The sequence below is a fragment of the Mesorhizobium sp. LHD-90 genome, assembly GCF_030929505.1.
In the GTDB taxonomy this organism is placed as follows: Bacteria; Pseudomonadota; Alphaproteobacteria; order Rhizobiales; family Rhizobiaceae; genus Kumtagia.
This window is the reverse complement of the sequence record NZ_JAVFVV010000022.1, coordinates 36581-51158: the sequence shown is the minus strand read 5'-3', so window position 1 is coordinate 51158 and position 14578 is coordinate 36581. Positions and strand designations below refer to the sequence as shown.

Below are 14578 nucleotides of genomic sequence, written 5' to 3'. Positions count from 1 at the left end.
TCGACCTTGGTCGAAGTCAGAACAACCTTTTGCTCCCCGCCAGCAAAGCAGGATGAAGCGGACGCCGCAGCGCCCGCCGAGACCGAGGGCGCCGACGGCGCCCGCTTCGAGCAACCGGCCGACATCGACGCCGGCGTCAGCCCGTGACGTGCCGCAGGCACGACGCAAGGCATCTTGTATTTGTCGCGCAATGCGGTTATCAGGCCTGCATCATTCGGGCCTGCGCTCGAAGGGCCGGTCGCCGCTTTAGCTCAGTCGGTAGAGCACATCATTCGTAATGATGGGGTCGCGTGTTCGAGTCACGCAAGCGGCACCACTCAGTCCCTCCTCAACCGCGCCGCTCGCGTCTCGCAACACCCCGACATTCCCGCGACTTTCATGATTTCGGCCGAAGAGACGCAGCTTTTGGCGCCATTTCGGGCCATGGCGACCGCTCAGCGTGCTCTGCCGCACCGCCGTGGACGGCCGAAAGATACCAGCGAGCGCACCGCAGTGTCGGACAACCTCCCTCGGCGACGGCACTCGACACTGGGCCATCTGAGCCCCGTCGCGTTCGGGAGGCAAACTATGCTGACCCCGTGGTCGAAAGACAGGCACCATGCCAAGGACGGCTAAGAAAATCCAGATTGGAGCGCGCTCGAGGTTTTTGCCGATTGCGGCATGCTAAACGATCGCGTTCGGCGAAGGCCCCAACAACGCCAGTTGTCCCCCAGTTTGGCTCACGCGCGCACCGTTTCCCAATCTCGCCTCGGCACGGCCCCGTTGTGGGAAGGCGTTGATCCGCGCCTTCCCGTCCACCTCGTTTTAAGGAAGACTGGGCACATGCCGAGTCGTCCCCAACCCCATTGCCCCAATGTCTATTTTGCGCTCGCTCCCACAGAATCCGGAGGGAACCGATTAAAGGGGTTTGCTCGGTCCGATCATCTGCGTCCACATACGCTGGAACTCTGGTCGTTCGGTCGGCTGGTATCTCGCAGCAACGTCCTGAGCGATGGAACATGGGACGCTCCAATCACGTCAGAATCGCATGCCGCTGTCCATGCATGGCTTCTGACTGACGATGGTCAAGTGTATTGCGGCGTCACTAACGCCGTTCCGCTTTGGGTCGAAAATAGCCTCCTCCAATGTGATGTGATCAAGCGTGACGGGTACGTCACCAATTTTATTGACTTCAATGTCAGATGCCCGATCGACTATACAATATATATAAATGGCCGACCGGCACGCGACATAGTCGATTTTTTACCTACGCCTTCTTCGGATATGGGCCGAGCTCGCATCAAGACCCGAGACTCTCTTCTTGTACTCGAAGTTTTAGCTCAAGACGGTACCTTTACCCGATTGCCTCTTTGGCGGTGGCGGTCACCCGGATTCGAGCTATTCCGAGAAGCGCTCCGATCACAAAAGCGCTGTGACATCTTCCTTAACTCCGGAGACACTATTCGTGATGCAATACCCTTCCAGATAACAGTCGATGACGACGGATGGCGCTGTCATGCGCGCTCCAATCAAGATAGCTCTCCGATTGAAATCGCGGACAGTGATATATTTGACGTTCGGATAAACCCATATAGCTTTACTCTAACTGATGCGGACAAAAAGAGAAAAGCTTCTATCAGGAATTCAAGGATCCTCTTCAAGGACGCTCCGGCCGCGTTCCGTCAACCGATTGCCGTTACATCTTTAGGCGATAGGCGAGTAAATAACCGGGCGCCCACGTATCGGATTTTATTACTTCGCCCTCGCCCGCTACCCACGGACGAAATCTATGTACTCGCACCTCTTGCTCAATTGTGCTCGTTGGGACAATGTGAACTTGTTGTGGTCGATACCACTCTCCAGCCTCCGGACGACGAACTTTTTCGCGAAATTAGTATGGTCGTTGTTGTCCGATACATTCCAGCAGTTTGGGCTGACGAAATAGCCAAGCGAAAGGGCCGCGTGGAAATCGTTTATCTATTTGATGACGACATCCCATCCGCCGTGGATACGATTGAGCTTCCCGCAGTATATAGACGCCGTTTGGTTGATGTAACTTTTTGCGACTTTCAGTACTTGCTTTATATTTCCGACCTGTTGATCGTCTCATCACCAGCTTTGGCGGAGCGTTTCAATACACCAAAGACGCATTTGCTCCAACCACCATCGATACGCGAGAGCGAATCGCTTAACCACCACCTGGACGGCAGTGCACTGCGCATAGGGTATCATGGGTCGAGTACACACTATCGCGATCTGGAGTTCCTCATTCCTGCAATAAAAAGGTTTAGCGACGCAAACCCTGGCGCCGAGTTTGATCTATTTGGTCACAAAGCGGTTCGCGAAATGGCGCGCGGACTTGATCGCGTTAACGTAATGGACCCTATGCCATGGGTAGAATATAAGGACTTCGCCAAGAAGCGCCCTTGTCATATAGTGATGGCGCCATTGCTTGACCATGCTTATAACAGTGCAAAGTCTCGAATAAAATTTTGCGACGCCAGTTCACTGGGAGCCGCTGGAATCTTTACCGACGCCAAGATATATCGAGGGATAGTCGATGACGGAAATGATGGCTTGCTGGTGAGCAACACCGAGGATGCGTGGCTAGGCGCCCTACAATCGCTTGCTGACAACCCAGATCGTACATATGGAATGGCATTGGCTTGCCGCCTTGCGAACCAGAACAAATGTTCCCTATCCACAGCGACCATGTTTTGGAAAAAATTACTGAATATAGATATGCGTTTCTAGCCTTGAGCTGCATTTCTGACATGTATAGGCGCAATGCCAACGCATACCCGTGTCGGACCGCAATGTCTCGTAGGCAAGGCCGTGACCGCACCTTCTTTGTGACGACATGAAAAGGCACGGTTGAGATTGTGATCTTGGGATCGCTTGGCGGCACGCTTGACCAGTTGAGTGCCAAGATCCTGAATTTCCTCCAAATTTGGGTAGTGTCCTTCGGTCCTGGAGACGGACCATGCGCCCCTCGCGTTTTACCGAGGAACAGTTCGAGGCTGGCCGCGATCGGGCAACACTCATCGCCATTGCTGGCTTCGGACGTTGTGTTGATGGCGGAGACGAGGCAGCTACGTTTTTGGGCAACCGCCACCAGGCGGACACTCGAACCGATCCTAACCTCTGATTGTCGTCCGACAACCTGGCGCATGCATCCCTGTGTGCTGTAGCATGCGCGAAAGTGTGGCGACGGTCCGATGCCGTGAGGTTTCGGAGATCCAATCCGCGACGAAGTTGGCGCGATGTCGGGCCGGCAGCGTCATTGCTTGCGTTGCCGCGCAGGCAGAGTCGAAGGAGATGAAGCGAACATATGCCAGGGAGATGTCTAGCGCAGGACAACTTACCGCGAGCCGTGCCCTTGCTCCAGAAGGCTCGACCTCCTGCGGTTGATGGTTGGGATTCTCGACGCAATGGTTAAGTTTTATCTGGATATACCCAACCATGTATGGAACAAAGACAGTGCTTTACACCAGGAAGTGCTGAATGGTTACATGTCGATATCGAAAGCAATATTGCGTGATAACAATTGCTTTGTCGTTTCATCGCACAGAAGTCGCATAAATGATGGATACGACGCTGGAAGCGAGGATGGGATATCCTATGTCTACCATGCCAGAGCACCCGGAAAGAATAGTTATTGCATCCGTCCCGGACCGATCAGAGGTCTTTGGTACCTAGATAAGGATGGTTACAGCGGCTGGAGCAGTATCGCGCTCGACTCTGGAATTCGCAGCAGGGCCGGAAGCTGCGATATCGTGGAGTCGACCCGCCTGATCGATCATTATCGGTCGAGATTCCTTGAGCGCAATGAATCGAAGTATGTCCAACGGGACATGACGATTAAGATTGAAGAAGCAGAACGGAAGACGTTTATCTTCTTTCCTTTGCAGATGAACAATGACGAGGTTTTGAACCTATCTTCATTTACCCAGGTCGACGTCATGCGGCGTCTTGTTGATCTAAGTGAGACGTACAAGGTCAAGGTCATTTTCAAGCGCCATCCGCTTTGCAGGTCCAAGCTGATTGAGAGTGCCCTCACCTGGGCGGCCGAGCACTCGCACGTCCAGATTTCGGACGCGTCTGTCCATCAACTGATACCCGCCGCGCGTTCGGTGGTGGTGCTGAATTCCGGTGTTGGACTTGAGGCGCTAATCCACGGCGCCGCCGTGTATGGCCTGGCCGCCAGCGAATACCGCCATCTCACCAAGCCGGTCGACGACCTGCGGGATTTGGAGGATGCGTTTCTTGCGGTGCAGTCGCCGCAATCGCAAGAGGTTACGCGGGGCATCGGATATCTTCTCTCGGAGTTTTTCGTCGACATCTCGGATCAGGATCGTTTGAGATCGATCGTCAGGCGGCATTGCGAGGAATATCAGGCACAAATCACGATCGGCTCTCACAGTTCATCCGCTGACGAGACGACGCGACTTAGAACGGCGACGACGCTGCTCCTTGCCATGGAGAAGCAGATTTCCGAAGTTGCCGATGTGTTGCTTTCGAGCTCGGAGGTTTCATCCAATACCATTGACCAGGATCAGACGGCGTCACTGCTCTCCAGGGTGGCCCACCTCGGGATCGCCAGGCGACGAATCTTAAAGTCTGATTTTCCGGAAATTCTGAGAAAATATATAATACTATGCCACAGAGCTAGGAATCACGAAGAAGCTCTAGTTTGGGGCAAGACGTTGGCAGCGCATACGGGCGATTCGGACGACTTGATGTTGCTGGCTAAACTCCACTTCGTGATGGGCCTTGACCAGGCGGGTCTTAACAACGCTCGCGCTGCCGCTTTTCATAAGGATGCCAGCAGCGAAGCACTCACTTACTACTCCCGGCGAATCATTGGGAAATCGCCGCAACTGACTGAAACGGCATTGGAATGCGCCGAGCGGGCGCACGCGCTTGTTCCGGATGATCCGATGCCGATGTGGCTTATTGCGCGGGCTCACTACATTAGGGGCGAAACTCACGCGGCGTTGCGGCTGATAGTGGAGGCTCTTCGGCGCCATCCCGAACATGACAAGTTGCTTGCGTCCGAGAAGGTGATCAGGGAAAGCATTGCTCGAAAGCAAGAGCGCAATCGTACACTGGCTATGCCCTGATCGGCAGGGCGCGGTTCCGCTAGCGTCCGGACCTATCCCGGCCCGGAAACTCGCACCCTCCCAAAAGCGCACCAGAACAGTCGCCCACCTGAGAGGCCGGTCGCACCTATTCAGCACGCATGCCCTGCAGATGCAATGTCACCGGCCAGGAATCAAAGTGGTCAAGGGTCCTGCCAGCACATTTCCTGGAACAAGCGGAGTTCGGAAAGCGCAGCCTTTCGGACCGAAAAATTCGCCGCGGTCTCCAATGCCGCCTGTTGCATGGTGTGCCGGTCACGATCTGGCAAGTTCAAAAACATTCTTACCGCGTCGAGAATATCACGGTCACTCCTGGTATCGACAACAAGAGCGTTCTTGCCATGGATAGCGTATTCGGCTGTCCCGCCGAGCGTTGGAACCAGGGGAATGCACCCGGAAGCCATCGCTTCAAGCCCCGTTCGGCCAAAGGCTTGAAAATCGGACAAGTCGAGGAAAAGGTCACACGCCCGCATGAACGCCGGCACCTCCATGCGCTTTAGCCGCCCACGATTTACAATCCCATCCGATGTTGCGATGCCTGCAGATTCAAGCTCCTCATTGCTCGAGCCGAACACCTGCAGCACGATTTTCTGCGACACGGTATCACGCAAGATTTGAAGTATCCTTGCGGTCCTTTGTGGCGCGCGCCTGGCTGTCTTCACTCTCAGCATAGCGCCGACACATATGTGATCTTTTTCTACAGACAAATCGGGATAATAAATACCGTGATCAATCGACGGAACAACCTTTCTCACCTTGATCCCATGGTTGAGATAAACAACATCACATAGCCACTTCGTCTTGGCAAAAAGCGCCGCATCCTTCAAAGCACCATACGACGCGTGGGCAACACGCCAGCCCTCGCTCTCTGGGTGATAGAAAAGAGGCTCATAGTCCTGGACATAATAGGCCAGCTTCAAGGCCGCCCGCTCCCGTGATGAGAGCGCCTCGAGGGCAATCGAGACCTCCGCCACGGACACGTTGGTCGTCGCAACTGCAACATCACAATCCCTCATCAACTCCGCCAAGGCTTTAGGCGTGTCATAAGAGCGCAATACGACCGCCTTTCCCGTAAGCTCAGGATAGTTGTCGATGAATGAGGCCCAGTTCTTGGCATCCACTGCCACGACACACCTTACGCCCAACTCTGAAAGCCCAAAGGCTTCCTGCACAACGGAATTCGCTCCGCCACTTGCTCCCCTAACAGGTAGAACAAAAATTACCGATGGTATTTTCGCCACGGGTTTCGATCTCAATCTAGATGTTAGTATTCGCCGCTCGATAGATCTCTCGGAGCGCTTTCCTTATTCCTATCAGGGAGCTGAGTTCAGAAAGGCTCTGCTGAAGAGCGACAAGATTTATATCAACGTGCTTGCCGGCTAACGCTTTATTGCCTTGCTTCGTTAGAACGGATCGGCGCTTTTCGCCAAAACTCGCTGACTTCTGATGATATACGTACACATGATCGGCGAGAACAAGCTTGTGACCTGCCTTGGCCATCCTTATGCATAAATCCGTCTCCTCCCCGTATCCCATAGGAAAGGACTGACCATCCAGGTATCCGACTTCGTCAAGCGCTGCCCGTCGAATGAGGGTGCAAAATCCATTCAATAGCGGGACGTAAGGGAACGCCTTCTCGGAGAACCGACGAACATTGTCGGCTATGTCCTCGATCGAAATGCCAGAGGGAGGAGGGTTCGTGCTCCATCCTCCCTTGGCATCCTTGACGTCCGGAACAGATTGCCACGATGCAGCGTTCGAAAGAGGGCCGATCATTGCCGCGTCCGGGCGAGCGAGTGCAGCCTCCAGCAGCCCATCAAGCCAACCCCTGGTAACGATCGTGTCGCTGTTCAGCAGGACGATCCATTTGGATCGCGCGTCGCTCATTCCTCTGTTCGCAGCGTTTGTGTAACCTGTGTTCCGCTCGTTCTCGACAATTTTGATCCAGGGCACATCGGCAACGAAGCGACGCAGACGTTCGCGATTCAGAATTGTCGACCCGTCATCGACCAACGTGACCAATACTGGCCGATCAGTCGAATGACCGATCGACGAAATGCAATCCAACGTTTCATCAATTGCGTTGAAAACTGGTATTACAATCGCAGTCGTTTCGGCGGAATGACTCTCATTCCAACTCCATTTGACCGGATCTGATGCGGGAAAGCACATGGGCAAAGGCGCAGATATCCTTTCCTGGCTCACCCAGGAGGTTAACCCGGCGGTACGATTGAGCTGCGCGGCAATATTCGGGTCCTCCAAGGCAAAATATCTGCTCGAAGCATATTCGGTATCGGATCGTGAGCTGCGCGCCCCTAACCGGACGGAAAATAACGCAACGTCAACACTGGCTGTCCACACAAAATACAGTAGGTATTCATTATCAGGATTATCAATATTCAGGCGAGATTCCTGCGATAGAGCCGCAACATCGTCCGGCTTCAAAATTATCTCGACATGTCTACCGGTCCGCGTAACGGTGACCCGACGTTTGATAACAACGAGTCGACGATCCTTGTGGGAGCGGGCCCCGTCACGGTTCTCGTAGCTGCGCTCGAGGACACCTATGTGATCGATCTCGTATTTGACTTCTGCCGCGGTATTCTCAAAGCCGAGAACAGAGGCACCCTGCGCATAAAACGCCAAACAAAGCGATCTCGAGGTCGAAAGTCGATATTTGTCAAGTTTTGTTTCTAGCCGAGCGTACCCTTCGTTAATCTGACCGAAAATGGCGACCCCATACGCCAGGGGCCCTCGTTCAGGCACAGTGACGTCTCTTAGATTTCCCTGGCAAAGCGCAACGGTTAAGGCCGGATTGGCGGATTTGCAGCGGAAGGTCCAGCCGTCCGCAAGCTCGGAGGCGCGAGATGATGCTGTACGTCTATATGAGCCCACCCAATTGCTGAAGTCTCCGTTCGTCACCGCGTTGAGGTCGCCCTCCTCGGAACTGTCGGCTTCGAGGTGGTGGCGAGAACCGGCTACAAATCCGGGCTCGCCGGCGGCTATTTGCGCTATATCGATCCAGCCGGCAGCCGGCGAAGAGGCCTCGATGACCAATTTCACCCAATGAATGTCCGAAGAGCGAGGGAGTGGGATACGCATGGTTTGCACCGACCAGGCGCGATAGAGCGGAACAGATGTAAACTGAGCCTCTTCGAGGGTCATTTCAGCGCCCACTAGCGCTACCCGAAGCCTGGCACCAGTGGCTTCAGAGGAACGCCCCTTCAAAACCACGGCAAGCACGCTCTCGTCCGGGTCGACTGTGAACTCCTGCGAGAAGCGGAAGGAGGCAGGCTCAGCCGTTTCGTTTGCCACTCGCGCAAAATCAAATCCCGGGGAACGCGCTTTGAAAAGCGCAGCTCCGGCGCCAAGATGAACATTCCAGTCGCCTGGTACAGTTCCAGTCCAATTCTCCAAACTGCCGTTCCTCACCAGATCTTCACCCCGAAGCAAATTAAGTCGCTGCGGCGAGCTAGTGATTTGAGTTATTTCGTCGGAATAGCGTACTTCCAACTCGATCGGACGCCTTCGGTCCTCAATAATATGAGACAGCGGCACTGACAACTTGCCATCAAGATGCGCCCGCGCGGTGCTTATCGAACACTGCAAGGCGCCATTAACAAAAACAAAAAACCTGTCCTGCTGCTGCGGCACATATGCAAGAAAGATTGATGCATGCGCTTCAGCACTGTCAGTTCTTTCGATTTCAAGCCGGGCACATTCAGACAATATATTCGCCGACACCTCCTTGAGAAACTCTCTTGATCGCGCCTTAACTATATTTGCACCAGACGAAATTAACAACGATGGCTTGATCGCAGATGGGTCGAAGTAATATTCAAACTGCTGAGGTTCCCCCACAGCACTTTTCATGCGAACGTCTGGACCGATGGCTTTGTCACCCACCACCAGCATGAAGGACGGCGCGGGGCCATCAGGTCTTGTTGTGTCATGCCCGATGCAGTGCAGCTTGCCGTCGCGCCATCCCAGTACCTCAAGCTCGATGCGCGGCCGATCGACCGACGCAAGCATGATGACAGGGGAAACCAAACAGGGGACAACATTCACGCCAGACGCATACACCGCCACTGTATGCTCACGGTCGTCGTATAGATCGCTCGGAAATTCGAAACCAAAGCCATGCTTGGCTGCTTCGGTCGGTCCGCCCTTGGAAGAATCGGCGGCAGCAATTTCAAAACGAAGCGCTCCGTCGATATGCACTGACACGACTATCGGTTTGCCGCGATTGTCGTTATCAAGCACCCATCCGCGAACACCGTCCGCGCTGATTTGGGTGACCGCGCCATAAATGTTCGCTTCGCTCGCAGCGACACGCAGATCATCGAACTTGATCGTTCCAGAATATATAGTATTCCCTGTCTTCGCAATGGAAACGCTAACGCGATGCTCCTGACCGTCAAAGAATGAGAGCGGTGGCACAACTGAATATCCACAATAGCCATCACTCCCGAGACGCCCGGCCATCGTTGGTCGAAACTCCTTCGCAATAATCGGAGGAAAATCCTGATCATCGATTGATATTCTTATGAATGCGCGATTCAAAGTCGCGCCTGGATCCAATGCCCAGCCGCGCAACCGGTTCGTCACCTTCTTGTTGATTTCCCCGTATTTGATGGTTTTCATGGACGGTAGCCCAGAAAGCAGATGTTATCTTTGTTTTTTGAATCGGCCATCGTTGAACTACTCTGCAGATGCAATCTGAGACAAATAGGCGCCATACTCGCTCGTTCCAAACTTCAACCCGAGGGCGTGTAGTTCCTCACGAGAAATCCAGCCGTTGCGATAGGCAATCTCTTCCAGGCACGCTATTCTCAAGCGCTGACGCCGCTCAAGAGCCCTGACGAAGGTTGCAGCCTCCAGTAGACTGTCCATCGTGCCGGTATCGAGCCATGCGAATCCGCGGCCAAATTTCTCGACATGAAGATCGCCCCGCTCGAGATACGCCCTGTTGAGGTCGGTTATCTCCAGCTCGCCACGCGCCGAAGGTTTGAGCCTGGCCGCCATTTCCGGCGCGTCGCCATCGTAGAAATAGAGGCCGGTCACCGCCCATTCCGATTGCGGAACGTGTGGTTTCTCTTTTATCGAGATCGCTCGGCCCGCGGCGTCGAACTCGACAACCCCGTAATGTTGCGGATCTCTCACCTGATATCCAAAGATGGTCGCCCCGCGCTGACGGCAGCTCGCTTTGGCGAGAAGGTCGACCAAGCCGTGCCCGTAGAAGATGTTGTCGCCAAGGATGAGGGCAGAGGGCTCGCCTCTTACGAAAGAAGCACCGATTAGATAGGCCTGCGCCAAGCCGCCCGGCTCGGGCTGTACGGCATAGCTGATCCTAAGACCGACTTGTCCGCCTTCGCCCAGCAAACGTTCGAATTGTGGGAGATCGTGGGGTGTCGAGATTACCAGGATGTCGCGGATGCCAGCCAGCATCAGAATGCTGAGCGGATAGTAGATCATCGGCTTGTCGAAGACTGGCAGGAGTTGCTTCGAGATTGCCTTGGTGACCGGGTACAGGCGTGTGCCATTGCCTCCCGCCAGAATGATTCCCCTCACTTCGCGTCCTCGACATGGCGGTGGAGCTTGGCCGTCTTCCAGTTTCGCATACAGGTTGTCACCCGGATATCCAAGCGATTCGGCTGCCCGAATTTCCGTGGTAGAATGAGTCATATCTCGGCTACTGGACTTACTGCGGCAGGAAATGCGATTTTGCCAGTGTATCTGAGAACGTATCGGGCGGGGGAATGGAGTTCTTTCAGCAGGCCATCCAAGGCGTCGTCGAGGTCCTGCCGATGCGGCTTGGCGATTCCCGCGGCTATTTCGCCGAGACCTTCAAGCGGTCCGCGTTCGAGGCGGCGGGTGTCCCGGCAGAATTCGTGCAGGAAAACCAGGCGCACTCAGAAAGAACAGGAACCGTGCGCGGCCTTCACTTTCAGGTTGAACCGATGGCGCAGGCGAAACTTGTCAGCGTGGTCGCTGGCTCGGTTTTCGACGTGGCTGTCGACATCAGACGTGATTCTCCGACCTTTGGGCGCCATGTCTCGATGGTGCTGAGCGCCGAGCGTGGCAACCAGCTATTCGTGCCTGTCGGCTTCGCACATGGCTACTGCACGCTCGAGGCCGACACCATCATCCAGTACAAGGTCTCGAAACCGTACGCGCGGGAATGCGATCGGGAAATCTTCTGGGGAGATCCGGCACTGGGAATCAACTGGCCTTGCCGGCCCGAAGACACAACGCTTTCTGCAAGAGACTTGGCGGCGCCGACGCTGGCGGAAGCAACGGACCTGTTCTGATGTCGCCCCGCTTTGCCAATGCAACAATCCTCGTCGCGGGCGGCGCGGGCTTCATCGGGACGGCAGTTATCCGGCATCTGCTGGCCGACTCCGCGGCGCGTGTCATCAATGTGGACGCCCTGACCTATGCGGCGAACCTGACCTCCCTCCCTGGGGCGGCGGGGCACGCCCGATATGCGTTCGAGCGGGTCGACATCCGCGACAGCGCGGCCCTGCGCAGCGTCTTTGAGCGTCACAGGCCAACGGCCGTCATGAACCTCGCTGCGGAGAGCCACGTGGACCGCTCGATCGACGGTCCCGGCGCGTTCATCGAGACCAATGTCGTGGGCACGTATACCCTGTTGCAGGAGGCGCTGCGCCATTGGCGCGGCCTGTCGTCATCCGAACGCTCCACATTCCGGCTTCACCACATCTCGACAGATGAAGTTTTTGGATCGCTTGGTCTCGAGGGTCGCTTTGATGAGCAGTCTTCCTATCGACCAAACTCCCCTTACTCGGCATCGAAAGCCGCTTCGGACCACCTCGTCCGAGCATGGCGCGAGACATACGGGCTGCCGACGATTGTTACCAACTGCTCGAACAACTATGGTCCCTATCATTTTCCTGAGAAACTCATTCCGCTGATGATTCTGCGTGGGCTGACGGGACAAGAACTGCCCGTCTACGGCAACGGCGCAAACGTCAGGGATTGGCTGTTTGTCGAGGATCACGCACGCGCCCTCAGCCTTGTGATGGAGCGCGGCGAGCCCAGCGAGACCTACAACATTGGCGGCGACAGTGAGCGAACCAACCTCGCGGTGGTCGAAACGATCTGCGAATTGCTGGATGATTATGCGCCGCCTTTGGGCTTTGCCCGCAGAGAACTGATCCGCTTCGTCGCAGACCGGCCAGGCCATGACCAGCGCTATGCAATAGACGCTTCGAAGATCAGGCGGGAACTCGGCTGGCGGCCCCAGGAGACTTTCGAGAGCGGCCTTGCCAAGACCGTGCGCTGGTATCTTGCTAACCGAGATTGGTGGGCGCCCTTGATTGCAAATGAGGAACGCAGCGCGCTCGCGAGGCGCGGACTGGGGTGACTATCCTTGTCACTGGCAGTACCGGACAGGTGGGGCATGAGCTTGTCACCATGCGCTGGCCCGAAGAAGTCGGAATCGTCGCGCCCGCCCGTGGAGAGCTCGACTTATGCGATGCCAATGCGGTCGGCAGGCTGATTGCGGACCACGCGGTTTCTGCAATCATCAATGCCGCTGCCTATACCGCGGTTGACAAGGCTGAGAAGGACGTCGCGGCGGCCTTCGCGGCGAATACGCTCATTCCGGCTGCGCTAGCCCAAGCGACATGTTTGGCTGGCATCCCGCTCATCCACATCTCGACCGACTACGTGTTCGACGGAAATGCTACCGGTGCTTATGAGGTCGACGCGCCGCTCAATCCGCTCGGTGTCTACGGCGCGAGCAAAGCCGCGGGCGAGTGGGCCGTCAGGCTCGGCAATCCGCGCTCGGCAGTCGTGCGTACGAGTTGGGTCGTGAGCGCCCGGCGCTCGAATTTCGTTCGGACAATGCTTCGCCTCGGTTTTGAGCGCGACGTCGTCAGGGTGGTGCAGGATCAGCACGGCTCTCCGACACTCGCTGCTGACCTGGCTGAGGCGCTGTCAGTGATCACGATGCGCATGATTGCGGACCGGCATGCTCCGACTGACGTCTTCCACTTCACCAATGAGGGCCCGACCACTTGGCACGATTTTGCGGCGGCCATCTTTGCCACGTGCCGGGAAGCTGGTTATCCCGTCCCAAAGCTCGAGGCGATCGGGTCGGCCGATTATCCGACGCCGGCGCGCCGGCCGGCCAATTCGGTACTCTCCACAGCGCGGATCGAGCGCGACTATGGGCTGAAACCTGCGTCCTGGCGTGAAAGGCTGCCGATGCTGGTGCGAGAGATCCTCTCGAAGGGCCTTTGAAAAAGACGGCTTGCCGCTTTGCCGCAAGTTCAAGGATGAACGTTAGGCTCGACGGGAAACGAACGTCAATTGCCTTGGAAACCCGGGAGCCGGGGTATAGTAGAAAATCTGGGTCGGGAGGCCGATTTCACCGAGCTTGTCCACCACATCAGCGCCGAAATCGGTGTAGACCAAGGACCGCCCGCCGGCGGTGCCGTTGCCGTGATACACAGCAGGCAGGAGGAGAACGTCATTATCCGAGCTCGTATCGACGCGCGAAACCGAATCGGCACGGAGGTTGTCGTTCGCGGGGACGGAAAAGATGTGACGCCCGCCTTGCTTCAACACTCTTCTTATCTCGGCGAAGCCCTGAAACGGCCTGCGCACATGCTCGAAAACGTCGGAAGAAACGATAAGATCGAACGTTTCATCGGCATAAGTAAGCCGTTCGAGATTCTGGCAGACCATCCCGTCCTTCTTGGCACCTTCGGCCACATCCTCCCAATAGAACGACTGTTCGTAGTTGCTCATGGTGCGGAACAGCTTCCTGAACGGCCCTACTACACCAGGCTCATATAATCTGATGTGCCGGAACGTTTCCGATTCGATCAAGGCTTCGATCGTCGACACGCCTTCTGCCGCGTACTCCCTCAAAACCGCATCGGCTTGCGCTCGATAGCGAAGCGAACCGCGGCACGAAGAGCAAAGAAACGTCTCACGCGTCCTGAAATTTTCTCTTTTGAAGAGATTTGAAACGCCGCATATATTGCACTTACCCTCGTATTCCTCCGTGACAACCGAAGTATCCAATCCGTTTCTCCGTTCCCTACGAATTCATCCGCACAACGGTGTTTCTCACTTTGTCGTTGTCTCACGGTGCAAGCGGCCCGAGCCAAACGTGAAGGCCAGTTCCGATTCGCTCCGCGCCGTGCTGACGACTGCCATACGACGCGACAAGCAGTCTGCCGCGAGGCTCCCTAAAGACCCCTTTCGCGACCTTGCCAAGGCAAACCCCGAGCCCCCGTTGTCGCGCCCGCGAATTTCTTGGCCCTTTCCCGCCGCCAATGCCTATCGTCTGCGGTCCGGAGGCGCCGGACGCCTTGGCGCCTTCCACAGCATGAACCGTGTCTCCAAGGATCGCAACGTGCTTTGAACACGTAGGTGGGCGTAGGTGGGCGTTGACTTGCACCTATTTTCGCCCAAGAAAAGCT

9 protein-coding genes and 1 tRNA gene are annotated in these 14578 nt (G+C 55.9%); 6 read left to right on the top strand and 4 right to left on the bottom strand.

Annotation, left to right across the window (positions count from 1 at the left end; genetic code table 11):
• Positions 1-240 precede the first annotated feature (240 nt).
• The 3 genes from RB623_RS25360 (at position 241) to RB623_RS25350 (ending at position 5102) form a co-directional block, all read left to right on the top strand.
• Positions 241-316, top strand: a tRNA-Thr gene (locus tag RB623_RS25360).
• Positions 317-822: 506 nt separating this feature from the next.
• Complete coding sequence (locus RB623_RS25355; protein WP_308059897.1) at positions 823-2733, top strand: glycosyltransferase; 1911 nt, start codon at positions 823-825, stop codon at positions 2731-2733.
• Between the two features lie 677 nt (positions 2734-3410).
• Entirely contained in the window at positions 3411-5102 is a 1692-nt protein-coding gene (locus RB623_RS25350; protein ID WP_308059896.1) for a hypothetical protein, read from the top strand.
• Between the two features lie 161 nt (positions 5103-5263).
• Here the strand turns inward: RB623_RS25350 and RB623_RS25345 are convergent, their stop codons facing one another.
• The 3 genes from RB623_RS25345 to rfbA form a co-directional block, all read right to left on the bottom strand.
• Positions 5264-6241 (bottom strand): glycosyltransferase family 4 protein, encoded by a 978-nt coding sequence (locus RB623_RS25345; RefSeq protein ID WP_308059895.1) that lies wholly within the window; start codon positions 6239-6241, stop codon positions 5264-5266.
• A 136-nt stretch (positions 6242-6377) separates the two neighbouring features.
• Positions 6378-9764: a glycosyltransferase family 2 protein gene (locus RB623_RS25340; protein WP_308059894.1), complete on the bottom strand. Its 3387-nt coding sequence runs from the start codon at positions 9762-9764 to the stop codon at positions 6378-6380.
• Between the two features lie 57 nt (positions 9765-9821).
• The gene (gene rfbA, locus RB623_RS25335; RefSeq protein ID WP_308059893.1) at positions 9822-10691 is read right to left on the bottom strand and encodes a glucose-1-phosphate thymidylyltransferase RfbA; all 870 of its coding nucleotides are present in this window, start codon (positions 10689-10691) and stop codon (positions 9822-9824) included.
• A 188-nt stretch (positions 10692-10879) separates the two neighbouring features.
• On the opposite strand from rfbA, the gene rfbC reads away from it, so the two are divergent.
• Genes rfbC through rfbD form a run of 3 tightly spaced genes read left to right on the top strand, consistent with a single transcriptional unit; the run spans position 10880 to position 13388 of the window.
• Positions 10880-11431 carry a dTDP-4-dehydrorhamnose 3,5-epimerase gene (gene rfbC, locus RB623_RS25330; RefSeq protein ID WP_308059892.1) on the top strand — a complete coding sequence of 184 codons (552 nt, stop codon included), beginning with the start codon at positions 10880-10882 and terminating at the stop codon, positions 11429-11431.
• Positions 11431-12507, top strand: a complete 1077-nt coding sequence (gene rfbB, locus RB623_RS25325) for a dTDP-glucose 4,6-dehydratase (protein ID WP_308059891.1) — start codon at positions 11431-11433, stop codon at positions 12505-12507. Before rfbC ends, rfbB begins: the two co-directional genes overlap by 1 nt.
• Positions 12504-13388, top strand: a complete 885-nt coding sequence (gene rfbD, locus RB623_RS25320; RefSeq protein WP_374121743.1) for a dTDP-4-dehydrorhamnose reductase — start codon at positions 12504-12506, stop codon at positions 13386-13388. The genes rfbB and rfbD overlap by 4 nt, the downstream gene beginning before the upstream one ends.
• Positions 13389-13430: 42 nt before the next feature.
• On the opposite strand, the gene RB623_RS25315 is transcribed toward rfbD, so the two are convergent.
• Positions 13431-14177, bottom strand: a complete 747-nt coding sequence (locus RB623_RS25315) for a class I SAM-dependent methyltransferase (RefSeq protein WP_308059889.1) — start codon at positions 14175-14177, stop codon at positions 13431-13433.
• Positions 14178-14578 lie beyond the last annotated feature (401 nt).